At 70.1% G+C, this 22,019-nt stretch carries 19 protein-coding genes and 1 pseudogene; 8 read left to right on the plus strand and 12 right to left on the minus strand.

Annotated elements, in window-relative coordinates:
- Positions 1-122: 122 nt before the first annotated feature.
- The 3 genes and pseudogenes from ACIA8E_RS32055 to ACIA8E_RS32065 form a co-directional block, all read left to right on the plus strand.
- A pseudogene (locus tag ACIA8E_RS32055) lies at positions 123-956 on the plus strand (recombinase family protein); the annotation flags it as partial.
- A 257-nt stretch (positions 957-1,213) separates the two neighbouring features.
- Positions 1,214-1,465: a hypothetical protein gene (locus ACIA8E_RS32060; protein WP_399303451.1), complete on the plus strand. Its 252-nt coding sequence runs from the start codon at positions 1,214-1,216 to the stop codon at positions 1,463-1,465.
- 47 nt (positions 1,466-1,512) lie between these two features.
- Positions 1,513-3,528 (plus strand): thioredoxin domain-containing protein, encoded by a 2,016-nt coding sequence (locus ACIA8E_RS32065; protein ID WP_399303315.1) that lies wholly within the window; start codon positions 1,513-1,515, stop codon positions 3,526-3,528.
- Positions 3,529-3,575: 47 nt separating this feature from the next.
- On the opposite strand, the gene ACIA8E_RS32070 is transcribed toward ACIA8E_RS32065, so the two are convergent.
- Together ACIA8E_RS32070 and ACIA8E_RS32075 are read right to left on the minus strand one after the other, a co-directional pair.
- Complete coding sequence (locus ACIA8E_RS32070) at positions 3,576-4,208, minus strand: TetR/AcrR family transcriptional regulator (protein WP_399303317.1); 633 nt, start codon at positions 4,206-4,208, stop codon at positions 3,576-3,578.
- A 132-nt stretch (positions 4,209-4,340) separates the two neighbouring features.
- Complete coding sequence (locus tag ACIA8E_RS32075; RefSeq protein ID WP_399303319.1) at positions 4,341-5,066, minus strand: hemolysin III family protein; 726 nt, start codon at positions 5,064-5,066, stop codon at positions 4,341-4,343.
- Positions 5,067-5,262: 196 nt separating this feature from the next.
- On the opposite strand from ACIA8E_RS32075, the gene ACIA8E_RS32080 reads away from it, so the two are divergent.
- Positions 5,263-7,089: a phosphoenolpyruvate carboxykinase (GTP) gene (locus tag ACIA8E_RS32080; protein WP_399303321.1), complete on the plus strand. Its 1,827-nt coding sequence runs from the start codon at positions 5,263-5,265 to the stop codon at positions 7,087-7,089.
- A 272-nt stretch (positions 7,090-7,361) separates the two neighbouring features.
- Here the strand turns inward: ACIA8E_RS32080 and ACIA8E_RS32085 are convergent, their stop codons facing one another.
- The 6 genes from ACIA8E_RS32085 to ACIA8E_RS32110 form a co-directional block, all read right to left on the minus strand.
- Positions 7,362-7,952 carry a hypothetical protein gene (locus ACIA8E_RS32085; RefSeq protein ID WP_399303449.1) on the minus strand — a complete coding sequence of 197 codons (591 nt, stop codon included), beginning with the start codon at positions 7,950-7,952 and terminating at the stop codon, positions 7,362-7,364.
- 16 nt (positions 7,953-7,968) lie between these two features.
- Positions 7,969-9,585 (minus strand): substrate-binding domain-containing protein, encoded by a 1,617-nt coding sequence (locus tag ACIA8E_RS32090; RefSeq protein ID WP_399303323.1) that lies wholly within the window; start codon positions 9,583-9,585, stop codon positions 7,969-7,971.
- Positions 9,582-10,799 carry a toxic anion resistance protein gene (locus ACIA8E_RS32095; RefSeq protein ID WP_399303325.1) on the minus strand — a complete coding sequence of 406 codons (1,218 nt, stop codon included), beginning with the start codon at positions 10,797-10,799 and terminating at the stop codon, positions 9,582-9,584. The genes ACIA8E_RS32090 and ACIA8E_RS32095 overlap by 4 nt, the downstream gene beginning before the upstream one ends.
- Positions 10,799-11,902 carry a substrate-binding domain-containing protein gene (locus tag ACIA8E_RS32100; RefSeq protein ID WP_399303327.1) on the minus strand — a complete coding sequence of 368 codons (1,104 nt, stop codon included), beginning with the start codon at positions 11,900-11,902 and terminating at the stop codon, positions 10,799-10,801. The genes ACIA8E_RS32095 and ACIA8E_RS32100 overlap by 1 nt, the downstream gene beginning before the upstream one ends.
- Positions 11,903-12,023: 121 nt before the next feature.
- Complete coding sequence (locus ACIA8E_RS32105; RefSeq protein WP_399303329.1) at positions 12,024-12,467, minus strand: hypothetical protein; 444 nt, start codon at positions 12,465-12,467, stop codon at positions 12,024-12,026.
- 88 nt (positions 12,468-12,555) lie between these two features.
- Entirely contained in the window at positions 12,556-13,767 is a 1,212-nt protein-coding gene (locus ACIA8E_RS32110; RefSeq protein ID WP_030969252.1) for a pyridoxal phosphate-dependent aminotransferase, read from the minus strand.
- A gap of 294 nt (positions 13,768-14,061) precedes the next feature.
- Between ACIA8E_RS32110 and ACIA8E_RS32115 the strand changes: the two genes are divergently transcribed.
- Entirely contained in the window at positions 14,062-14,373 is a 312-nt protein-coding gene (locus tag ACIA8E_RS32115; protein WP_399303332.1) for a helix-turn-helix domain-containing protein, read from the plus strand.
- Positions 14,374-14,479: 106 nt separating this feature from the next.
- Here ACIA8E_RS32115 and ACIA8E_RS32120 read toward each other — a convergent pair whose 3' ends face one another.
- Together ACIA8E_RS32120 and ACIA8E_RS32125 are read right to left on the minus strand one after the other, a co-directional pair.
- Positions 14,480-15,313 (minus strand): arylamine N-acetyltransferase, encoded by an 834-nt coding sequence (locus ACIA8E_RS32120; RefSeq protein ID WP_399303334.1) that lies wholly within the window; start codon positions 15,311-15,313, stop codon positions 14,480-14,482.
- Between the two features lie 105 nt (positions 15,314-15,418).
- Positions 15,419-15,784, minus strand: coding sequence for an iron chaperone (locus ACIA8E_RS32125; protein WP_399303336.1), 366 nt, complete (start codon positions 15,782-15,784; stop codon positions 15,419-15,421).
- A 116-nt stretch (positions 15,785-15,900) separates the two neighbouring features.
- On the opposite strand from ACIA8E_RS32125, the gene ACIA8E_RS32130 reads away from it, so the two are divergent.
- On the plus strand, positions 15,901-16,770 hold the full coding sequence (locus tag ACIA8E_RS32130) for a serine protease (protein WP_399303338.1): 870 nt from the start codon (positions 15,901-15,903) through the stop codon (positions 16,768-16,770).
- Between the two features lie 235 nt (positions 16,771-17,005).
- Here the strand turns inward: ACIA8E_RS32130 and ACIA8E_RS32135 are convergent, their stop codons facing one another.
- Together ACIA8E_RS32135 and ACIA8E_RS32140 are read right to left on the minus strand one after the other, a co-directional pair.
- On the minus strand, positions 17,006-18,619 hold the full coding sequence (locus ACIA8E_RS32135) for an amidohydrolase family protein (RefSeq protein ID WP_399303340.1): 1,614 nt from the start codon (positions 18,617-18,619) through the stop codon (positions 17,006-17,008).
- 104 nt (positions 18,620-18,723) lie between these two features.
- The gene (locus tag ACIA8E_RS32140) at positions 18,724-20,028 is read right to left on the minus strand and encodes an alanine racemase (protein WP_399303342.1); all 1,305 of its coding nucleotides are present in this window, start codon (positions 20,026-20,028) and stop codon (positions 18,724-18,726) included.
- 138 nt (positions 20,029-20,166) lie between these two features.
- Here ACIA8E_RS32140 and ACIA8E_RS32145 point away from each other — a divergent pair, with 138 nt between their 5' ends.
- Positions 20,167-21,255 carry a sugar kinase gene (locus ACIA8E_RS32145; protein ID WP_399303344.1) on the plus strand — a complete coding sequence of 363 codons (1,089 nt, stop codon included), beginning with the start codon at positions 20,167-20,169 and terminating at the stop codon, positions 21,253-21,255.
- Positions 21,252-22,016, plus strand: a complete 765-nt coding sequence (locus ACIA8E_RS32150) for an IclR family transcriptional regulator (RefSeq protein WP_267002558.1) — start codon at positions 21,252-21,254, stop codon at positions 22,014-22,016. Before ACIA8E_RS32145 ends, ACIA8E_RS32150 begins: the two co-directional genes overlap by 4 nt.
- Positions 22,017-22,019 lie beyond the last annotated feature (3 nt).

Here is a 22,019-nt window from a genome sequence, read left to right on the forward strand (position 1 = left end):
GTGCTCACCTGACGAGTCCGGACGGCTGGTGAGGTGGAGCTTGTTGCCTGCGGTGTGACTTGTCCCGCGTTCGCGCGTTGAAGTGACTGTCGGATGAATTCTCGATACAGAGCGGACTTGCCATGTCATCCTCATCAATTGCCGCTGGCTCGGGCCGCGTTCCAGTTGCTGCTTACGCCCGTACGTCTGAAGACTTCCGGAAGGGCGATGCCCATGGGGTGAATAATCAACACCGGATCAACGAGAAGTCCGCCCGTGAGCAGGGCTGCGTCATCGTCGCCAGATATACCGACAACGGGTGCAATGCCTCCAAGCCGGGGTGTTCGCGACCAGCGTTCGACAGGCTGCTCTTGGACCTCAGGCGAGGGACCATCGGCAGCGGTATGCCACTGGGCGGCGTCGTCTGTGTGGCAGACGACCGCCTCTATCGGCGCGTGGAGGACTTCGCGCGGTTCATCGAAGCCCTGACGTGCCACCCCGGGCGCATACATGTCGATCAGAGCGGAGTCCGTAACCCCTATACCAAAGAAGGGTTGTTGAAGGCTGTGCTGTCCCTCGAAGCGGCTGCTGCGGAGACCGAGATCCGAGCCCAGAGAGTTCGCAACTGGCATTGGTCCCGGGCGATGGACGGAATGCCGCACAGCGGACCGCGCCCCTTCGGCTGGGCGGACGACAGAATCACCCTGCACCCGGTCGAGGCCGAGCTGGTGCGCAAGGCCATCGAGGATCGCATCGGGGGTATGCCGGTCAATGCCATTGCACGTGAGTGGTACCGGCTGGGCGTGAGAGGGACGCGTGGTGGTGTCCACAACCCTCAAACGGTCACGCAGATCATGACGGCACCGCGTGTGTGCGGCTACCGAGCCAACCGCGGTGAGCTGTTGCTCGATCCGGACACCAGGGTTCCCGTGGTGGGCCAGTGGGAACCCATAGTGAACCCCGAACAGTGGCAGGCGCTGTGTGCGACGTTCGCGGCGGGAAGCCTTTATATGCACCGCGGGAGCGGCGCGCCGCGGCGAACGGGCGAGAAGGCCGGACCGAGGTACCTGGCCAGTGGATTTCTGCGCTGTGGCGGGGAGACCAAGCCCGGACAGACGTGTGGCCGGAAAATGGGTGGCTCCAAAAGCAGCAGGAGCCGGAGAAGCCCGTACAACTACATCTGCAAGGAGCCGCGGGCCGGGGCTGCGGACGCTGCGCGATCAGTGGCCCGCTTGTGGACGACGCCATCGAGAGGTTTCTCTTTCCCAAGGGAGGGCGCGGGCCCGTGCGACTGCCGGAGTCGATTCGGGAGCGCTGGAAGTCGGGTGACATGGACTTCGATGAGCGGCGCAAGGTGATTGCCTCGGTCTTTGAGTACTTGGTGATCCGGCCGGGGGTGAAGGGGAACCGGACCTGGGACTACTCACGTGTGTCGCCGGTCTGGAAGTGGGCGGACCGAGTGGCGGCATCCGATCCCGCGGCTTGAGGGCCGGGTCATGGGTTGGAGCGGGTCCATTCAGGCAGGATGGGGGTATGCCGAACCGCCTGGCCCATGAGACGTCTCCGTACCTCCTCCAACACGCCGACAATCCGGTCGACTGGTGGCCGTGGTCGCCCGAGGCCTTTGACGAGGCGCGGGAGCGAGGCGTTCCGGTGGTGTTGAGCGTTGGTTACTCAAGTTGCCATTGGTGCCATGTTTTCGCGGTCGAGAGCTTCGAGGACGAAACGACCGCGGCATACATGAACGAGCACTTCGTCAATGTGAAGGTCGACCGCGAGGAGCGGCCCGATGTCGACGCCGTGTACATGGAGGCCGTGCAGGCCGCGACCGGTCAGGGCGGCTGGCCGATGACCGTCTTCCTGACCGCCGACGCCGAGCCCTTCTACTTCGGTACGTACTTCCCGCCCGAGCCCCGCCACGGCATGCCGTCCTTCCTTCAGGTGCTCGAAGGTGTCGTCTCCGCCTGGACCGACCGCCTCGACGAGGTCAACGAGGTCGCCGGGCGCATCGTCCGCGATCTGGCAGGCCGCTCGCTGGCGCACGGCGGGGAGGGGCTGCCGGGCGAGTCGGAGCTGGCGCAGGCGCTGCTCGGGCTGAGCCGTGAGTACGACGAGAAGCACGGCGGCTTCGGTGGCGCCCCGAAGTTCCCGCCGTCCATGACGATCGAGTTCCTGCTGCGCCACCACGCGCGTACCGGCGCCGAGGGCGCCCTCCAGATGGCCGCCGACACCTGTGAGGCGATGGCCAGGGGCGGGATGTACGACCAGCTCGCCGGCGGGTTCGCCCGGTACTCGGTGGACCGGGAATGGGTCGTGCCGCACTTCGAGAAGATGCTCTACGATAATGCGCTGCTCTGCCGGGTGTACGCCCATCTGTGGCGGGCGACGGGGTCCGAGCCGGCCCGCCGGGTCGCGCTGGAGACCGCAGACTTCATGGTGCGGGAGCTGCGGACCGCGGAGGGCGGGTTCGCCTCCGCGCTCGACGCGGACAGCGAGGACGGCGGCGGCAAGCACGTCGAGGGCGCGTACTACGTGTGGACGCCCGCGCAGCTGCGCGAGGTGCTGGGTGAGGAGGACGCCGCGTTCGCCGCCGATCACTTCGGGGTGACGGAGGAGGGCACCTTCGAGGAGGGCGCCTCCGTGCTGCAACTGCCGCGAACCGACGTGGCGGTGGACGCGGGCCGGGCCGCCGATGTACGGGCCCGGCTGCTCGCGGCCCGCGAGGAGCGGGCGCGTCCCGGACGGGACGACAAGGTGGTGGCGGCCTGGAACGGTCTGGCGATCGCCGCGCTCGCCGAGGCCGGGGCGTACTTCGACCGTCCCGATCTGATCGAGCGCGCCACCGAGGCGGCCGACCTGCTGGTCCGGGTCCATATGGGCGATGTCGCCCGGCTGGCCCGGACGTCCAAGGACGGCCGGACGGGCGACAACGCCGGGGTGCTGGAGGACTACGGCGATGTTGCGGAGGGTTTCCTCGCGCTGGCCGCCGTCACCGGCGAGGGTGTCTGGCTGGAGTTCGCCGGCTTCCTGCTCGACATCGTGCTCCAGCACTTCACCGGCGAGGGCGGGCAGCTGTACGACACGGCGGACGACGCGGAACAGCTGATCCGCCGCCCGCAGGACCCCACCGACAGTGCGACTCCTGCGGGCTGGACGGCGGCGGCCGGGGCGCTGCTCTCCTACGCGGCACACACCGGCTCGGAGGCCCATCGCACCGCTGCGGAGGGTGCGCTGGGGGTGGTGAAGGCCCTCGGGCCGCGGGCGCCGCGGTTCATCGGGTGGGGACTCGCGGTCGCGGAGGCGCTTCTCGACGGCCCGCGCGAAGTGGCGGTCACCGGTCCGGTCGGCGGCGAACTGCACCGTACGGCGCTGCTGGGGCGGGCGCCGGGCGCGGTCGTCGCGGCGGGCGCGGCGGGCGGTACGGAGTTTCCGCTGCTGGTGGACCGGCCGATGGTGGACGGAACGCCGACCGCGTACGTCTGCCGGCACTTCGTGTGCGATGCGCCGACGACGGATGCGCAGGAGCTGGCGCGGAAGCTCGGGGGGTGACGGGGGCGGCCGGGCTCGGTCACCCGGGCCCGGCCGCGCCGGAGGTGTCAGAGCGTCAGGCCGCCCTCGAGCGTGTCCAGGGCCTGGTTGACCATCGCGATCAGGTCACCTTCCTGACCGTGCTCGCCCCAGTACAGCGTCACCTCGCGGAGCGCCCCCAGCACCGCCGCGACGAACACCCGGACCTGCAGGTCGTCGGCGCTGCGGCCGCTGCGGTCGGCGAGTACCCGGGCCAGGATCTTCGCCGTGTCCGACATGGTCTCCGCCGTCCGCGCGCGGATCGCGGGGACCTCCACCATCAGCCGGGTGCGCCGACGGAGTTCCTCCTCCTCGGTGGCGAGGAACGCCGCCAGCGCCTCCGTCACGACGAACCGCAGTGACTGCAACGGCGGTTCGTCCGCGGGACGGTTGCGCATCTCCGCTTCCATGAGGGGGTCGTACTCGTCGGTGAGGACGATGTCCTCCTTGGTCGCGAAGTACCGGAAGACGGTGCTCGGCGACACCTCGGCCGCTTCCGCGATCTGCTCGATCGTGGTGGCGTCGTACCCCTGCTCGGCGATCAGCCGGTACGTCGAGCGCCGGATCGCCATCCTGGTCTTGAGCTTCTTCCGTTCGCGCAGCCCCGGCCGGGGCTGCGCCTCGACGGAGGTGGGAGGCGAGGTACGGGAGGTGGCGGCCATGATCGCCATTCTCGGGCATCGGCGGGTGCCGGGGCCATGCCGGCGTCCACCGGTCCGTGCCGGAGCGGTGGCATGCGAAGTGGCCGCGGCTTTCGGGCCGCGGCCACTGAGGGGCACAAGGGGGGAGGGCGCTCAGCTGTGGTTGTACGCCACCAGTGAGATGCCGACGTAGTGCACGACGAACGCAGCCAGGGTCAGCGAGTGGAAGACCTCGTGGAAGCCGAACCATCGGGGTGACGGGTTGGGCCGTTTGATGCCGTAGATGACGCCGCCGGCGCTGTAGAGCAGCCCGCCGACGATCACCAGAACCAGCACCGCGATCCCGCCGGTGCGCATGAAGTCGGGCAGGAAGAAGACCGCTGCCCATCCCATCGCTATGTAGCAGGGTGTGTAGAGCCAGCGGGGGGCGCCGACCCAGAACACCCGGAAGGCGATGCCGGCCGCGGCCGCCGCCCAGACCGCCCACAGCAGCGGCCGCCCGGTCGACTCCGGGAGCAGCAGCAGGGTCAGTGGCGTGTAGGTGCCCGCGATGATCAGGAAGATGTTGGCGTGGTCGAGCCGGCGCAGCACCGCCTCGCCGCGCGGGCCCCACGTGCCGCGGTGGTAGACCGCGCTCACTCCGAAGAGCAGGCATGCGGTCACGATGTAGATGCCGCAGGCGATCCGGCCGCGGGTGCTGTCCGTGAGTGCGATCAGCACGATCCCCGCGATCAGTACCGCGGGGAACATTCCGGCGTGCAGCCAGCCGCGCAGATGTGGCTTCACCGGGAACGGCAGCGCCAGCTCGGCCGGCTCGGGCCCGGCTGGTTCGACCTCGGGTTCGGCCTCGGCTGGTTCGGGCGCGGCGGCAGCAGTCATGTCCGCATGCTACCTACGCCTCCGTAAGTTGCGAACATGAGTGGTGATGCTCACGTGGGCGGCCCCCTGGACATATGGGCGAATCGGTCGGATGATCAAATGAGTGCGGTCGGCACCGGATGAGCGGCTACGAAGCATCCGGGTCGCGGCCCCCACGGGGCACCTACCGAAAAGACACCCTCAACAAGGAGCGATCGTGGCGCGCGACATCGCGGCTCCCCTCACTGTTCCCACCCGTCACCAGGAGCTCGTCACCTGGGTGAATGAGATAGCAGCCCTCACCCAGCCGGACCGTGTGGTCTGGTGTGACGGCTCCGAGGCCGAGTACGAGCGCCTGTGCGGGGAGCTCGTGGCCAACGGCACGTTCACCAAGCTCGACGAGACGAAGCGGCCGAACTCGTATTACGCCGCTTCCGACCCGAGCGATGTGGCCCGTGTCGAGGACCGCACCTTCATCTGCTCCGAGAAGGAGGAGGACGCGGGCCCGACGAACCACTGGAAGGCCCCCGCCGAGATGCGGGAGATCTTCACGGGTGAGCAGGGAGTCTTCCGCGGTTCCATGCGCGGTCGCACGATGTACGTCGTCCCGTTCTGCATGGGCCCCGTCGGCTCCCCGCTGTCCGCGATCGGCGTCGAGATCACCGACTCCGCGTACGTCGCCGTCTCGATGCGCACCATGACCCGCATGGGCCAGGCTGTCCTCGACGAGCTCGGCACCGACGGCTTCTTCGTCAAGGCCGTCCACACGCTGGGCGCGCCACTGGAGGAGGGCCAGGAGGACGTTCCGTGGCCGTGCAACTCCACCAAGTACATCTCGCACTTCCCCGAGGACCGCGAGATCTGGTCGTACGGCTCCGGCTACGGCGGCAACGCCCTGCTCGGCAAGAAGTGCTACGCGCTCCGCATCGCCTCGGTGATGGCGCGCGACGAGGGCTGGCTCGCCGAGCACATGCTGATCCTGAAGCTCACGCCGCCGCAGGGTGAGTCGAAGTACGTCGCCGCTGCGTTCCCGAGCGCCTGCGGCAAGACCAACCTCGCCATGCTGGAGCCCACGATCTCCGGCTGGACCGTCGAGACCATCGGCGACGACATCGCCTGGATGCGGTTCGGCGAGGACGGCCGTCTCCACGCGATCAACCCCGAGGCCGGTTTCTTCGGCGTCGCGCCCGGCACCGGCGAGCACACGAACGCCAACGCCATGAAGACCATGTGGGGCAACTCCGTCTTCACGAACGTCGCGCTCACCGACGACGGTGACGTGTGGTGGGAGGGCATGACCGAGACGGCCCCCGCCCACCTCACGGACTGGAAGGGCAACGACTGGACGCCCGCGTCCGAGACGCCCGCCGCCCACCCCAACGCCCGCTTCACGGTGCCGGCCGGGCAGTGCCCGATCATCGCGCCGGAGTGGGAGGACCCGAAGGGTGTGCCGATCTCGGCCATCCTCTTCGGCGGCCGCCGCGCCTCGGCCGTGCCGCTGGTCACCGAGTCCTTCGACTGGCAGCACGGTGTCTTCCTCGGTGCCAACGTGGCCTCCGAGAAGACCGCCGCCGCCGAGGGCAAGGTCGGCGAGCTGCGCCGCGACCCGTTCGCCATGCTGCCGTTCTGCGGCTACAACATGGGCGACTACATGAACCACTGGATCAAGGTCGGCGCCGACAAGCCCGACCAGTCCAAGCTGCCGAAGATCTACTACGTGAACTGGTTCCGCAAGAACGACGCGGGCAAGTTCGTGTGGCCGGGCTTCGGTGAGAACAGCCGTGTTCTGAAGTGGATCGTCGAGCGCCTGGAGGGCAAGGCCGAGGGCGTCGAGACGCCGATCGGCATCCTGCCCGCCAAGGGCTCGCTGGACACCGTCGGCCTGGACCTCTCCGAGTCCGAGCTGGACTTCCTGCTCACGGTCGACAAGGAGGTCTGGCGCGAGGAGGCGGCGCTGGTCCCCGAGCACCTCAACACCTTCGGTGACCACACGCCGAAGGAGCTGTGGGACGAGTACCGCGCGCTGGTCCAGCGTCTGGGCTGACGCGCGCGGGGGCGCACTCCCGAAGTGCGCCCCTCGTGCACACTCCGTGGCCGGGTCGTCCGACATCCACCCTGACCTGTGGTTCAACGGCCCGACGCGGTACAGCCCCCGAAACCCCCTTACGGTTCCGGGGGCCGCCCTTTCCCGCCCCTTTTATAAGGAACGTCCGGACAACGCTGCAGGCCCACGTACGAGACCTTCACATTGCTCCGCTGTTCCTTCACATGACCTCCGGTGGGGCCGCCCGGAGGCCGGCCGGGCCTGTGCGGGGCTCAGTTCGCCCGGCCCCGGTCCTCCAGATACCGCGTGTGCGTCTGCTGCCGGCGTGCCTCGGCCTCCCGCAGCCCCGTGGCCAGCGACTCCGCCTCCCGGTGCAGCAGCGAAAGCTGCTGTTCGAGCGGTCGCTCGGGCGGCTCGGTGCCCGGCGTCAGCCGCGTCCACCAGCGGGTCCGCAGATACGTGTCGACGGATTCCGGGATGTCCTGGTGCACGGCGCGGGACAGGGCATGGATGGCTTCCGGGTCGGTGGCGAGGGCCTCGGAGACCCAGCCGGGTGCGAGCAGCCCTTCCAGCAGCCCGGTCAGCTCGACGAGCCGCCCGGAGGCGGCAGGCGGCAGCTCCACTCCGGTCAGATACTCCCGCAGGGTCGCGAAGTCGGCCCGCACCGTCTCCAGCTGCGACGACGGATCGGGGAAGTCCGGGGCGGGCGGCCGCTCGGGCGGGGCGATCAGTGCGCCCGCGCCGTACAGCCCGACGATCACCACCGGCCAGTACGCACCTGCCAGTCCCGTGAAGGTGAGGGCGAGCCCGGCGATCCCGCACGCACTCCCGGTGAGGTTCTTGCGGGACTCGACGTACGCCATGACCCGGCCCGACGCTCTACTGGTAGCCACGGATCTCCTCGAATGCCCCGTCCAGGGAGCCCGGCCCCTGGTCCTTCGTCGCGTCGAAGAGCCGGCCGCCGGTCAGGGTGGCGATCGCGTCCAGTTCCGCACGGTCCGAGTCGCCGAAGACGACCGGGAAGACGGGGGTGGCGCGACGCGCCGCCGGGAGCGAGCGGTAGAAGGCGGCGAAGTCGTCGGCCGAGTCGCCCGTCGTGTTCTCGCCGTCCGTCATCAGGACGATCGAGGTGAACGCGGACTCGGTGTCCGGACCCAGCCGGTCGTAGGCCGACTCCAGACTCGAAAAGATCGCGGTTTCGCCGCTCGCGGTCAGGGCGGCGGTGTCCGCCTTGATCGCCGCGAGCCCGGCCCGTGGGTCGGCGGGATCGACCGTATGCGTGCGTGCCCGCTTCACCGACGACCCGAACGGCAGCAGCGTGACCTCCTCCCGTTCCCGGAAGTCCCCGGTCAGCCCGGTCAGCGCCGCCTTCAGCCGCCTTAGCCGCTCGCCCTGCATCGAGCCGGACGTGTCCAGCGCGTACACGGTGCGCGAGGGCCGCCGGAGCTTGTTCTCGTAACTGTCGAGCAGTCCGTCCGCGACGGATCGCGAGCCGGGGAACGGAAGTTCCCGACGGGCCTCGGTGGCCAGCGCCGCCGCCGGCCGTACGGAGGCGACGACCGGGCGGCGGAACGTCTGCCGGGTCAGCTGCCGCTGCACGGCGGGGGAGCGGAGGTACGAGGTCAGGGCGCGGACCGCGTCCTTGGCGTCGGGCGAGGCGGCGGAGAGCAGGCTCAGCGGGTAGTCGGCCGTCACCACACCGTCGCGCGGGCGGATCACGGTGAGTCCGGTGTGACTGTCCCGGTTGAGGGAGAGCAGCACGGACTCGTAGTTGATCAGCGCGTCGACCGTGCCGCGCCGGGTGTACGCGGTGGCCAGCCAGCCGGACGAACCCGAGGTCAGCCGCTGCCCGCCGAAGAACTCCTTCAGCTTCCCGCTCGCCTTGCGGACATCGGCGTCGGTCAGCGCGGACTGGGCGCCGGAAAGTGCCGAAGCGATCGAAACCAGCGCGGAGAAGCCGGAGTTGGAACGAGCCGGATCCGTCATGCCGTACGTCAGCCGCCCGTCGGCGACCGCCTGGTGCACCTGCGTCCAGGTGACGTCCGACGGGTTCCAGCCGAGTCGGTTCACCACCGACGGCTTGACGCCGAGGGCGACCGGCGACGTCATCAGCGGGGTCTCGGAAGTGATCCGCTTCGCCGCGTCCGGATGGAGCCGCAGATAGTCGTCGGACGACAGCCACACCGCGTCGTACGCCCCGTCCGCCTTCCCGGACCCGAGCTGTTCGACGGCGTCGAGCGTCCCGGTCCAGGTGGGCCGCACGGTGACCCCGGTCGCCTTCCGCGCCTGCTCCAACAAAGGCTTCATATCAGCGAGTTCGCTGGATGCAAGCACCCGCAGCGTCCCGGCCCGAGGCGCGCCGTCATCGTTCTTCCCGGGCGGCGCGGGACCGTCCGACGCCGAACACGCCGCCAGGGGTACGAGCACCGCGGCGGCCAGCAGCGACGCGAGTGTGCGCGACACCCGGCGCCGCAGCCTTCGCAGCCGACCCGTCATCCGAGACCACCGCCCTCGAGGGCGCCCGCGGACCGGCTGCGCTCCAAGTGGCTGCTCGCCTGCTGGAGTTCGGCCGTCAGTGACTCGACGGTCGCCGCCATGGACTCGGTCGCCTGCACCTTGTACGTGTCGATGATGTCCAGCGTCCGGTAGATCTGCTGGAACGCCGTCCGCAGCGTCTCCGCACCCACCGCAGGGTCGGCGGCGATCCGCTGGATCTCCCCGCTCTGCGTGGCGAGCATCTCCGCATTGCCCCGGATCAGGTCCTCCGTCGTGGAGCGCAGCACCTGCACCTGTTCGCTCACTTTGCGCTGGCTCTCCAGCGCCGATGCCAGCATCACGGCGATCCGCAGCGCGGAGACCGTCGTGGTCGCGGCTCGGTCGACGCCCCTGATCAGCTCCTCGTTGTTGCGGCGTACGACGTCCATCGCCAGATACCCTTGCGCGCAGACCGCGAGCTGGGCCAGCAGATCCTGGTGCTTCTGCCGTACGGGGAACAGCACATCGGCGCGCAGGGCGTCCGCCTGTACGGGGTCGGCGGCCTCCGTCGCCCGGATGCGTTGCTCGACGGCGCCGTCCAGGGCCTCGGTGAGGACCACGTACTCCTGGAGCTTGCCCATCGTCTCCCAGAGCCGGGTGCGCTCGGTGTGCAGAGCGGCGTTGTCGCGGCGCAGTTCGTCCTGGCCGCCGCGGAGCGAGCCGACGATCCTGTTGAGGGTGGACTGTGCGGAGGCGTACTTCGCGACATGGTCGCGCAGCCTGTTGCCGCCGGGAAGTTTCGCCAGCAGCCGGCGGGCGCCGCGGCCGGGGGTGTCGCGCGGATCGAGGTCCTCGACGGTGCGGCGCAGCTCGACGAGCGAGGCACCGACCCTCGACTGCGCGTCCCCGTCCCCCGACCCGGCGGAGAGCTCGCGGACCGTACGGTCCAGCATCCGGTTGGACTGCTGCGCGGCGCTGCGGATGTCGCCCTGCCCGAGGGAGGCGATCTCCCCGATCCTGGTGGTGAACTCGGGTGAGCGGGCGTCGAGTCCGGCGAGGCCGCCGACGTACTCGGTAGCGCGTCGCGTCATCTCCGTGCGCACCGAGTCGTCGACCGGGACGAGACCGGCGGCCTGCTCGGTACGGACGGGGGCGACGGGCTCGGGCGGGGTGAGGACGAGCGGCTGCGGCTCGGCTTCGGTCATGGGTGAGGTCTCCCGGGAAGCGTGGGTCATCAGCCGCGGGTCCGGCGGGCCATCGCGCGCAGCACCGTGGCCGTGGGCACGGGCGCCTGGCGGATCCCGGTCAGCTGTTGGTCGATGTAGTCGGTGTGACCGGCGGTCGCGGCGGTGAACTCGGCCGCCGCGCCCTGGGGGCGGAAGCCGTGCCGTACGGCGAGCTCGCGCAGGCGCCGGTCGGTGGAGAGCAGTTCGCCGAACTGCCGTCCCGAGTCGGTCAGCGGTACGAGGGTGTGGTCGCTGGAGACGGTGGTGTCCGGATAGAGGACGACCAGATCCCCGAGATCCTGCTTCTGCAGCAGCAGCGAGGCGACCTGCGACTCGTACACCAGGACCAGCGGATTGCCGACTCCGCTGATGAAGTCCCGGAACGGCGCGTCACTGCTGGTCTGCTGTGCCCCCTGAACCTGGATCAGCTTCTTCAGCAGCGGCGCGGTGCGGTCGATGGCGGCCTCGTCGGCGGCGACCCGGCCGCCGTCGGCGACGTACGAGGCGGCGGCGAGGTAGAGCGCGCCGGAGTTGGACGCCACGGGGTCGGTGCTCGTGATGAACACCGTGCCGGTCAATTCGGCATGCTTTCCCGCACCCTTGAGCTGCTGCCAGGTCCGGTCCGCCTTCGCGGCCTTCAGATACGGGGCCATGAGCAGCTTTCCGCTGGACTTGCTGCTCAGTGTCGCCAGCCCGTTGTCCGCCAGCACCTGCGCGGCGCCGCGGTGGGCGACGACGACGAGCGGCGAGTAGAAGGGCCGGATCGGTCCGCCCTTGACGGAGGACTTGCGCTGCAGCTCGTCGGCGGGCGCCTTCGAGCCGGGGAAGGCGAAGTCGTAGTCCTTCAGCGGAAGTTGGTCCATGGCCCAGGACCCGGACGTCTCCGCCTTCACGGTGAACCCCTTGGCAGCGAGGGCCTTCACCACTTCGGGATCGGCGAAGAACTCCGCCTTCTCCGACCCGATCACTCCACGCACGGTCTTCGTTGCCGTGCTCGTGTCCTTGCTGTCGCGGCCTGCTACGACGGCTACTGCCACTCCGCCGATCAGCAGCACCGCCAGGACGATTCCCACGATGCGTCTCACACAGGCAGCGTGCTCGCGGAAACCCACATTCCGGACGGAGTTGGGTGGACGGAAGGTGAAGTGCCCATCCCAGTACGCAACGGGAACGGCCGATGGCAGATGTGTGGCACCCGGTCCACGCGCCTCCGCGGCCCGTGGACCGGGGCCGTCAGAGGGCGCCGACCAGCCGTACGGGGGCGGGGGTGGGCGCGGTGCCGGTCGCGGCGGCGGGCGGCGGGGTGGTCGCGGCGGCCATCGCCGCCGTGTGCGCGTCCATCCGCTCGGCCGCGAGGATCGCGGCCGCGGTGTCGGCGCGGGATGCGGCCACCACCAGCGCGCGGCCCGCGAGGGCGTGCGCGCGGCGGTGGAGTGTGTCCGGTGCGGCGTCGGTCAGGCCGGCGTGCCGGGCGGGAGGTGCGCCGCGCAGCCGGGCGACCTGCTCGGCGATGCGGTCGCCCGCCTCGCCGAGGCCGAGCTCGTCGGTGACCGCGAGGAGCGCGGCCAGGTGTCCGGCCAGCTGGATGTCCAGCTCCTCCTCGCGGGAGCGGTGCGGGAAGTCCTCGGCGTGGTCGGCCGGTGTGTGGACCGATTTGGTGCGGATCGGTTCGTACATGGATGGCCTCCTGGTGTTGCTTGGAACCATCCTAGCTTGGAATCAGTCTAAAGTTATCCGCGATCCGATACTGGGGCTGCCGCCATGGTCAGGGCTGGCTGTATCCGTCCAGGAAGTTCCCGATCCGCTGGACGGCATCCGTCAGATCCTCGGTCGAGGGCAGCGTCACGATGCGGAAGTGATCGGGCTCCGGCCAGTTGAACCCCGTACCCTGCACGACCATGATCTTCTCGGCCCGCAGCAGGTCGAGGACCATCTGCCGGTCATCCTTGATCTTGTGGACCTTGGGGTCGAGCCGTGGGAAGAGATACAGCGCCCCCTTCGGCTTCACACAGGTGACCCCGGGGATCTGTGTCAGCAGGTCGTACGCGACGTCCCGCTGCTCCAGGATCCGGCCGCCCGGCAGCACCAGGTCGTTGATCGACTGCCGCCCGCCGAGCGCTGTGGCCACCGCGTGCTGCGACGGCATATTGGCGCAGAGCCGCATATTGGCGAGGATGGTCAGCCCCTCGATGTACGAGGAGGCGTGCGCCTTCGGGCCGCAGACCGCCAGCCACCCCGACCGGTATCCGGCGACCCGGTAGTTCTTGGAGAGCCCGTTGAACGTCAGCACCATCAGATCGGGTGCGATGGCCGCGGTCGGGGTGTGGGTCGCTCCGTCGTACAGGATCCGGTCGTAGATCTCGTCGGAGCAGACGACCAGGTTGTGGCGCCGGGCGATCTCCGTCAGCCCGCGCAGCATCTCGTCGTCGTAGACCGCACCCGTCGGGTTGTTCGGGTTGATGATCACGATCGCCTTGGTGCGGTCGGTGATCTTCCGCTCGATGTCGGCGAGGTCCGGCATCCAGTCGGCCTGCTCGTCGCACCGGTAGTGCACCGCCGTGCCGCCGGCCAGCGAGACCGAGGCGGTCCAGAGCGGATAGTCCGGAGCGGGTACGAGCACCTCGTCGCCGTCGTCGAGCAGCGCCTGCATCGACATCTGGATCAGCTCGGAGACCCCGTTGCCCAGGTAGATGTCCTCGACGCCGAGGTCGATCCCCTTGGTCTGGTAGTGCTGCATCACCGCCCGGCGCGCCGACAGCAGGCCCTTCGCGTCGCCGTAGCCGTGCGCCCCGGCGAGGTTGCGCAGGATGTCTTCGAGAATCTCGGGCGGGCACTCGAACCCGAACGCGGCAGGGTTGCCGGTGTTCAGCTTGAGGATGCGGTGACCGGCCGTTTCCAGCCGCATGGCCTCCTCGAGCACGGGGCCCCGGATTTCGTAACAGACATTGGCGAGCTTCGTGGACTGGATGACCTGCATGTCAGCGAGCTTACGGCGGTGTTTCACCGGCTGCGCGGGGATTCCACGCAGGTTGACCCACCCGGGTAGCGCCGCCCGCCCGCCGCGTCTTCCATCGCCATGCACGCCCCGCCCCGGACAGTGGGAACCCCGGGCGCGGGCAGGGGCGAGGCTTGGAATAGGGGTGTGACGGGCCGGACCGGTGAGATGCGCCACGCGAGGGAGGCGGGGGGCCGTGACCAAGGTCCTCTGCGGCGAGTTGACCATCGTATGAACGAGCCGTACGACGGTGACCGAGACCTATGAGAGGAAGGCGTGAGGGCAGGGCAGCACAATCGCTGGATTCGTACAGGCGCCGAGACGGAAGACCCGGAACGGATCGCCATGCGCGAGGCTCTTGCCTTCGGTAAGGCCCTTTACGACCGGCGCACCGCGCTAGAGCTGACCGCGGCGGACCTGGCCGCGCGTTGTGGGATGGACGAGGATGGCAGCGAGTGCATCGAAGAGGGCGGGACGGCGCCGACCGTTGAACTGCTCAGGCGGCTCGCGGCCGCTCTCGACGCGGATGTACATCTCACTCCCGGCCATGACCTGGGATCGCTCTGGTTCCAAGCGCACGCGGCCTGACCGAGGGATGCGTGGTGCGGATGGCCTCGCCTCGAAGCGATCGGCATGGGCCGCCGGGCAGGCGGCCCATGCCGGCCGGATGAGCCGCGGCCCTCGGCCGCCGCCCTCACTCCGGCAGGCGGGTGCCCTCCGGGAGCCGGATGCCGAAGTCGGTCGCGAGGACCTGCAGCACCTCGTCGCCGTTCGCCAGCTCACGCTCCTTGCGCGTGCCGTCGGCCGAGGTCTCCACGAGTCTGCGGCCCAGCAGCGCTAGATGGGCTTCCGGGGTGGTGCGCTGGACGTACAGCAGGTGCTGGAACGGGGAGCGCGGGTTGGTCGCGATGTGCCAGTTGATGACCTCGTAGTCCGGCGCCTGGAACGGCTCCAGCGTGAACGCGTACTGGTCCTCCCACTTCCCGCCCGCGCGCCCGGCCTGGAGTTTCCACAGCTCCAGCGGGCCGTCGTGCGGCGCGTGCGCAAGCCGATGACGGCGCGGGGCGTCGTGCAGTTCCACGTCCGCCACCAAAGGGATCGGCTCCAGCAGCGAACTGTCCCAGCCGAATCCGACGTCGGCGACATACGGGGTCGGCTCACCCGGCACCTCGACCCGCATGAGCATGTGGGTGCGCGGACGCACGTCCCCGGGCGCGGCGCCCAGCAGTACGCGGGCGCAGAGCAGCGTGACCCTGAAACCGAGCGCGGTCAGTGCGGCGGCGAGGAGGGTGTTCTGCTCGTAGCAGTACCCGCCGCGCTCACCGCGTACGAGCTTCGCCTGCAGATCCGCGAGCGCGAGCGAGGGCACGCTGCCGAGTACGGGGTCCAGGTTCTCGAACGGGATGCTCAGCGCGTGGGCGCGGTGCACGGAGCGCAGCACCTCCACGGTGGGGGCAGGCTCGCCGGTCCACCCGATACGGGCGAGGTACGCGTCGAGGTCGAGGCCGGACTCGTGGTCGGTCGTCATGGATCGACCGTACGCAATCGGGGCGGCGGGATGCCTCCGGCCACGAGGTGATCCGGCTGGTGCGAGGGGGATTCACGGACGCCCGTCAGTGGCCCGGGCGCTTCCTCAGCAGACCGTGCCCGGTCCGGCCGCCGTGGCTCGCAACAGGTCGCGCACCAGGTCGAAGTCGATGTTCTCCGGCTTGCGGAAGCGCAGGCACGCCTTGCCCATGTCGTATCCGGCCAGCCGCTCCGCGAAGGCCTCGCGGACGTCGGAGCGCAGCAAGTAGAAGGAGATGTAGTTCTTCTGGCTGGCGAAGGCGACCTCGCCGACGCCGTTCCGTTCGTAGGCGGGCATCCCGTACGCCATCACCTCGGCGAACCCCTTCAGTTCCTGACGGCACATCTGCCGCAGCCTGCCCAGGGCCTCCCGGCGCTCCTGTGGGATCTCGGCCAGGTATCCGTCGACGTCCTCGGCCTTGCTCTGCACCATGTGACCGACCCTAGGCCGAAAACAGGCTCTTGCCCCGCACGGGCACGCCCCTAACAATGCGCATGACAAAGCCGAAGGAACCCTTCGGTCACAGAGGTCACAGAGGGGACCCCCACATGAAAAAGCCTCTCGTCGGCGCACTCTTCGCTGTTCTGCTCCTCGGAGCGGGAACGGCCCCCGCTGTCGCGGCCACAAGCCACGACGCGGCCGCGCCCACGGTCAAGGTCGCCGCGCCGCAGGCGGTCAAGGCCAAGGCCGTCAACTTCGCCGGGACCGTCGCGCTCAGCAACTGTTCCGGCTCCGTCGTCCGGACTGCTGCTTCGCTGCCGTCCGACCCGGCCCTCGTACTCTCCAACGGGCACTGCATGGAGACCGGCTTCCCGGGCCCGGGTGAGGTCGTCATGAACCGGTCGTCCACCCGCAGCTTCACTCTGCTGAACTCCGCGGGCAGCGGCGTCGGCACGCTGCGCGCCAGCAAGATCGCGTACGGGACGATGACCGATACCGACATCTCGCTGTACCAACTCACCCGCACCTACGCCCAGATCGAGAGCACCTACGGCATCAAGGCGCTGGAGCTCAACGCCGCGCACCCGGTCCAGGGCACCGCGATCACGGTCGTCTCCGGCTACTGGAAGCGCACGTACAGCTGCAATGTCGACGGTTTCGTCTACCGCCTCAAGGAGGGCGAGTGGACCTGGAAGGACTCGGTCCGCTACACCTCCGCCTGCCAGACCATCGGCGGCACGTCCGGTTCCCCGGTGATCGACAACGCGACCGGCAAGGTCGTCGCCGTCAACAACACCGGTAACGAGGACGGGCAGCAGTGCACGGACAACAACCCGTGCGAGGTCGATGAGAGCGGCAACGTGACGGTCCGCCAGGGCATCAACTACGCCCAGGAGACCTATGGCATCGTGCCGTGCATCGGCACCGCCAGCAGGATCGACCTCGACCGGGCCGGGTGCACCCTGCCCAAGCCGTAGTCGGTGAGGTGCGCCGTGGGACCCGGACCCCCGGGCCTCACGGCGCAGCCGCGCGTCGTACCGCGGCCTCGATCCCGTCCAGCAGCACGCCGAGCCCGACGGTGAACGTCTCCTGGGCCTGGCGCTCGAGACAGGGCACCGGGTCGTCGGCAGGCGGCGGCTCGGGTGCGCTCTCGCGAAGGAGCGGGCGGAAGGATCCTGAGCCGCATGCCGACGGCGGCGCCGACGGAGAGGGCTACGGCGTCGACCGGACCGCCCGCCCCGCCAGGACGGACGTCCGCCTGCCGTCCTCGATGACGAAGCGGCCGTCGATCAGGACGTGCGGGATGCCCACCGGCAACCTGCGCGGCTCCTCGAACGTCGAGCCCGCCGCCACCGTCTCCGGGTCGAAGAGGACGAGGTCGGCGCGGTAGCCCTCGCGGACGTGGCCCCGGTCGGGCAGCCGCAGCCGGGCTGCCGGGCGGGAGGTGAGGTGGGCGACGCACTCCTCCAGCGAGAGAACTCCCAACTCCCTTGCATACCGGCCGAGATACTGCGGGAACGTGCCGTACGCCCGGGGGTGCGGCTTGGCGCCCTGGAGAATGCCGTCGCTGCCGCCCGTGTGGACGCGGTGCCGCATGATCTGCCGGACGTTCTCCTCGTGGCCCACGTGCTGGAGGATCGTCGTGCCGAGCCGGTCGTCGACGAGCAGGCGGCGGGCGGTGACCCAGGGCTCCTCGCCGCGCAGCCGCGCGGACTCGGCGACCGTACGGCCGACATGGCCGGCGAGCTCCGGCACGCTGACACCGGAGATCTCGATCGTGTCCCACTCGATCGGCACCCCGTGACAGCCGTCCGAACCGAGCACCTCCATGTGGTGCCGGATCCGCTCCGCCGCCTCGTCGTCCGCGAGGCGCGTGAGGACCGACTCGGGTCCGCCCTCGCTCGCCCAGCTCGGCAGCATCGCGACGAGCGTCGTGGAGCCGGGGGTGTACGGGTAGGTGTCGAGGGTGATGTCGGCGCCCGTGGCGATGGCCCGGTCCAGGAGGGCGATCAGCTCGGGGGCCCTGCCCTTGTTCACGCCGAAGTTCATGGTGGCGTGGGCGAGATGGAGGGGGCAGCCGGCGTCACGGGTGAGCTGCACCATCTCCTCGTACGCGGCGAGTGCGCCCGCGCCGTACGAGCGGTGGTGCGGGCAGTAGTAGCCGCCGTGCTCCGCCACGACGCGGCACAGTTCGGTGAGTTCGGCGTCCTTGGCGTACATGCCCGGGGTGTAGGTGAGGCCGGACGACATGCCGACCGCGCCCTCCGCCATGCCCTGGGCCACGAGCTCCTTCATCCGGGTCAGCTCGGCCTCGGTGGCCGGGCGGTCGTCCCAGCCCACCGCGTACATCCGGACCGTGCCCTGCGGGATGAGGTATGCGGCGTTGACCGCGATGCCCTGGCCGCCGAAGTTGCGGTCGAGGCGGTCCAGGTATTCGCCGACCGTGCGCCAGTCGAAGTCGACGTCCGAACCGTCGCCGTTCCAGCCGGTGATCGCCTTCCGTACCTCGCTGAGGGTGCGGTCGTCGACCGGGGCGTACGACAGGCCGTCCTGGCCGAGGACTTCCAGGGTGACGCCCTGGGCGGCCTTCGCGCTGTGCTCCGGATCGCGGAGAAGGGCCAGGTCGCTGTGGGCGTGCATGTCGATGAAACCGGGGGAGAGGGCGAGGCCGGCGGCGTCGAGGGCCCGGGTGGCGGTGGGGCGGGGCCCCGGGATGCCCTCGGGGTGGATCTCGGCGATCCGGCCGTCGGCGATTCCGACATCGGCCCGGTAGGAGGGGGCGCCGGTGCCGTCTATGACGTCGGCGTTGCGGATGACGAGGTCCATGGTTGTGCAGCCTTTCGGTGACGGTGTCGCTTCCACCACCCCACCCCGCCCCTCCGCCCCGGTTCCGGGAAGGGGCGGGGTGGTGGGAGTCGGCCCCGCAAGGATCAGAAGAACGTGCGGATGTAGTCCGTGACCGTGCCGTCCGCCTCGACCAGCGGAATCAGCTGCCACTTGTCGAACGACGTGCACGGGTGCGAAAGCCCCATCCCCACCCAGTCGCCGACCTCGAGCTCCGCCCCCGCCTCGGTCCGCACCCACGTGTGCTGGTCCGACAGCCCCGTGACCGTGACCCCCGTCGCCGCCCGCACCGAGCCGTCGCGCCCGGACCGGATCACCTGCGCCTCCGGGAGGTCGAGGTCGTACGCCGCGTCCCGCTTCCCCGCGTTGAGGAACGCCTGCTCGGCGGAGGGACGCGACACGACCTGCGCCCAGAGCCGGAAGGCCGGCTGCAGCGTCCCCTCCTCGGACACCCGGTTGAACGGCGTGAGCCGCCGGTAGTGACCGTCGTCGTGCGAGACGTACGCACCGGAGCGCAGCAACTTCACCACCGGTGCGGAGAGTCCGGGAATCTCCGCGAAGACCTCGGCCACCGTGTCGAACCACGCGCTGCCGCCCGCGCTGACCAGAATCGCGTCCGCACCGGCGAACCGGCCGGCCTTGTCGAAGTCCGCCGCCAGCGCGACGAGCCGGCGCAGCCACTCCCGTACGCGCTCCGGCGACGCGTCCGGCACCTCGCCCTCGTAGCCGGCCACGCCCACCAGCCGAAGGGTCCCCGTCGAAGCCACCGCGTCGGCGACCGCCGCGCAGTCGGCCTCGGTACGCGCACCGGTGCGGGCACCCTCGCCCGCGCCCAGCTCCACCACGACATCCACCGGACGGGAGGCGCCCGCGGCGCGCAGGGCCTCGTCCATCAGCTCGACACCGCGCACCGAGTCCACATAACAGACGAAGTGGAACTCCGGGTCGGCCGCCAGCTCACCGGTCAGCCAGCGCAGTGCCACCGGGTCGACGAGCTCGTTGGCGAGGAAGATCCGCTGGATGCCGTACGCCCGGTAGACCCGCGCCTGGTGCGGAACGGCCGCGGTGATGCCCCACGCGCCGCGCTTCAGCTGGTCGGCGAAGAGCTGCGGGGACATGGAGGTCTTGCCGTGCGGGGCGAACGCGAGGCCGTGGCGTTCCGCGTACGTCTCCAGGAGGGCGAGGTTGTGCTCGACCGACTCGGCGGACAGGGCGAGGACCGGGGTGGTGAAGCCGCCGGTGAAGAGGTTGCGGCGTTCGGCGGTCAGGGCGCCGACGGTCAGGCCCTCCGCGTCGGGCGGGAGTGCCTTGAAGCGGTGGTCGACCCGTTCGTCGGCAAGTCCGGCGAGTGCGGCGAGTCCAGCCTGGGTGACCGGGTGGTCGGCGGCCAAGGGAGCCTCCTCAAGAAGTAATCGTTGCAACATATGCAACAGTCATTGCGCATATCGCTTGACGCTGTCTAACATCCGAGCCGATGCCGGGTCAATGGTGAGAACCGGCGCTGAATGCTGATCATCGAGGAGCCCAGAGTGCCCGGACCCGCAGCGGGGGCGGCCCACGCCGCCACGACGAGCGATGTCGTCTGCCTCGGCGAGTCCATGGTGACGTTCCTGCCCTCCCAGCCCGGACGCCTCGCCGACGTGCCGTCCTTCGGCCGTGCGATCGGGGGCGCCGAATCCAATGTCGCCTGCGCGCTCGCGGCGTCGGGGCACCGGACGAAGTGGGTCAGCCGCGTCGGTGCGGACGGGTTCGGCGACCATCTGGTCGAGGCGATCTCCCGGTACGGCGTCGACACGTCGGCGGTCGAGCGCGACCCGGCCCGCCCCACCGGCATCTACTTCCGTACGGCGACCGACCGGGCGACCGACACGCACGAGGTCGCGTACTACCGGGCAGGGTCCGCGGCATCGGCGATGTCCCCGGCGAACGTCCTGGCCGAGGACGCGCTCTGCGGCCGCATCCTGCACCTGTCCGGGATCACGGCGGCGCTGTCCGAGGACTGTCTGTCTCTGCTCCGCTCCCTGACGGCGCCCCGCCCCGGACGCCCGCTGATCTCCTTCGACGTGAACCACCGGACGGGGCTGTGGCGCGACGGCGACGCGGCACCGGCCGTGCTCCTCGACCTGGCGCGCCGCTCCGACCTCGTCTTCGTCGGTGAGGACGAGGCGGAGGAGGCGTGGGGGCTGCGCGGCGCGGAGGCGATCCGTGCGGCGCTGCCGGAGCCGGGGGTACTGGTCGTGAAGCGGGGGGCCGAGGGGGCGACGGTCTTTTCGGGGCCCCGCCCCGGATCCCGCTCCTCCGTCGCCGGCGCGCCCGAGAGTGTCGCCACCGTCCCTGCCCTCCGGGTCGACGTCGTCGCCCCCGTCGGCGCCGGCGACGCCTTTGCGGCCGGGTTCCTCTCCGCCACCCTCCGCGACCTGCCCGTACGGGACCGGGTCCGGCACGGGCACCTGACGGCCGCCGCAGTCCTCACCGTTCCCGGCGACCTCACCGACCCTCCGGCCCGTGCCCACGCCGACCGGCTGGTGGCTCTCGACGACACCGCCTGGGAGACACTTCGTCTCGGCCCCGGCTGGACAGCGGCCGAGCGGGCATCCGAGGAGGTACCCACCCCATGAGTCAGACCGTCGACCGCGCGCTGAGCATCCTTCCGCTCCTCGCCCAGGGCCCCGCCGATCTCGGCCAGGTCGCCGACCGCCTCGGCGTCCACAAGTCCACCGCGCTGCGCCTGCTCCGTACGCTCCACGAGCACGGACTCGTCTACCGTCAGCAGGACCAGCGCTACCGCCTCGGCGCCCGCCTGTTCGCCCTGGCGCAGGAGGCCGTCGAGAACCTCGACGTACGCGAGATCGCCCACCCCCACCTCGTCGAGCTCAACGAACAGTGCGGGCACACGGTCCATCTCGCGGTGTACGAGGAGCACGAGGTCCTCTACATCGACAAGGTCGAGAGCCGCTACCCGGTCAGGATGTACTCCCGGATCGGCAAACCCGTCGCGATCACCGTCGCCGCCGTCGCCAAGCTGCTGCTCGCCGATCTGACCGAGCCGGAACGGCGTGCGATCGCCGAGAAGCTCGACTACCCCATGTACACGTCCCGTTCGATCCCGAACGCCGGCGCCTTCCTCAAGGAGCTCGCCGCCGTCCGCGAACAGGGCTGGGCCACCGATCTCGGCGGCCACGAGGAGTCCATCAACTGCGTCGGCGCCCCCATCCGCGGCGCGGACGGCCGGGTCGTCGCCGCCATGTCGGTGTCCGCGCCGAACGTCGTCGTCACGGCAGAGGAACTCCTCACCCTGCTCCCGCTGGTGCGCCGCACCGCCGACGCCATCACCCGGGAGTACTCCGGCACGCCCACCCCCCAACCCAAGAAGGCCTGAACC

It is taken from the genome of Streptomyces sp. NPDC051664 (assembly GCF_044453545.1).
Taxonomy (GTDB): domain Bacteria; phylum Actinomycetota; class Actinomycetes; order Streptomycetales; family Streptomycetaceae; genus Streptomyces.

What these genes read in the sequence shown, in the direction of transcription:
- ACIA8E_RS32120 (WP_399303334.1), bottom strand. Translation starts at nt 15,313, where the DNA reads ATGACGACCGACCACGAGTCCGGCCTCGACCTCGACGCGTACCTCGCC.
- ACIA8E_RS32130 (WP_399303338.1), top strand. Translation starts at nt 15,901, where the DNA reads ATGAAAAAGCCTCTCGTCGGCGCACTCTTCGCTGTTCTGCTCCTCGGA.
- ACIA8E_RS32110 (WP_030969252.1), bottom strand. Translation starts at nt 13,767, where the DNA reads ATGCAGGTCATCCAGTCCACGAAGCTCGCCAATGTCTGTTACGAAATC.
- ACIA8E_RS32085 (WP_399303449.1), bottom strand. Translation starts at nt 7,952, where the DNA reads ATGGCGTACGTCGAGTCCCGCAAGAACCTCACCGGGAGTGCGTGCGGG.
- ACIA8E_RS32150 (WP_267002558.1), top strand. Translation starts at nt 21,252, where the DNA reads ATGAGTCAGACCGTCGACCGCGCGCTGAGCATCCTTCCGCTCCTCGCC.
- ACIA8E_RS32070 (WP_399303317.1), bottom strand. Translation starts at nt 4,208, where the DNA reads ATGGCCGCCACCTCCCGTACCTCGCCTCCCACCTCCGTCGAGGCGCAG.
- ACIA8E_RS32095 (WP_399303325.1), bottom strand. Translation starts at nt 10,799, where the DNA reads ATGACCCACGCTTCCCGGGAGACCTCACCCATGACCGAAGCCGAGCCG.
- ACIA8E_RS32105 (WP_399303329.1), bottom strand. Translation starts at nt 12,467, where the DNA reads ATGTACGAACCGATCCGCACCAAATCGGTCCACACACCGGCCGACCAC.
- ACIA8E_RS32125 (WP_399303336.1), bottom strand. Translation starts at nt 15,784, where the DNA reads ATGGTGCAGAGCAAGGCCGAGGACGTCGACGGATACCTGGCCGAGATC.
- ACIA8E_RS32065 (WP_399303315.1), top strand. Translation starts at nt 1,513, where the DNA reads ATGCCGAACCGCCTGGCCCATGAGACGTCTCCGTACCTCCTCCAACAC.
- ACIA8E_RS32135 (WP_399303340.1), bottom strand. Translation starts at nt 18,619, where the DNA reads ATGGACCTCGTCATCCGCAACGCCGACGTCATAGACGGCACCGGCGCC.
- ACIA8E_RS32090 (WP_399303323.1), bottom strand. Translation starts at nt 9,585, where the DNA reads ATGACGGGTCGGCTGCGAAGGCTGCGGCGCCGGGTGTCGCGCACACTC.
- ACIA8E_RS32075 (WP_399303319.1), bottom strand. Translation starts at nt 5,066, where the DNA reads ATGACTGCTGCCGCCGCGCCCGAACCAGCCGAGGCCGAACCCGAGGTC.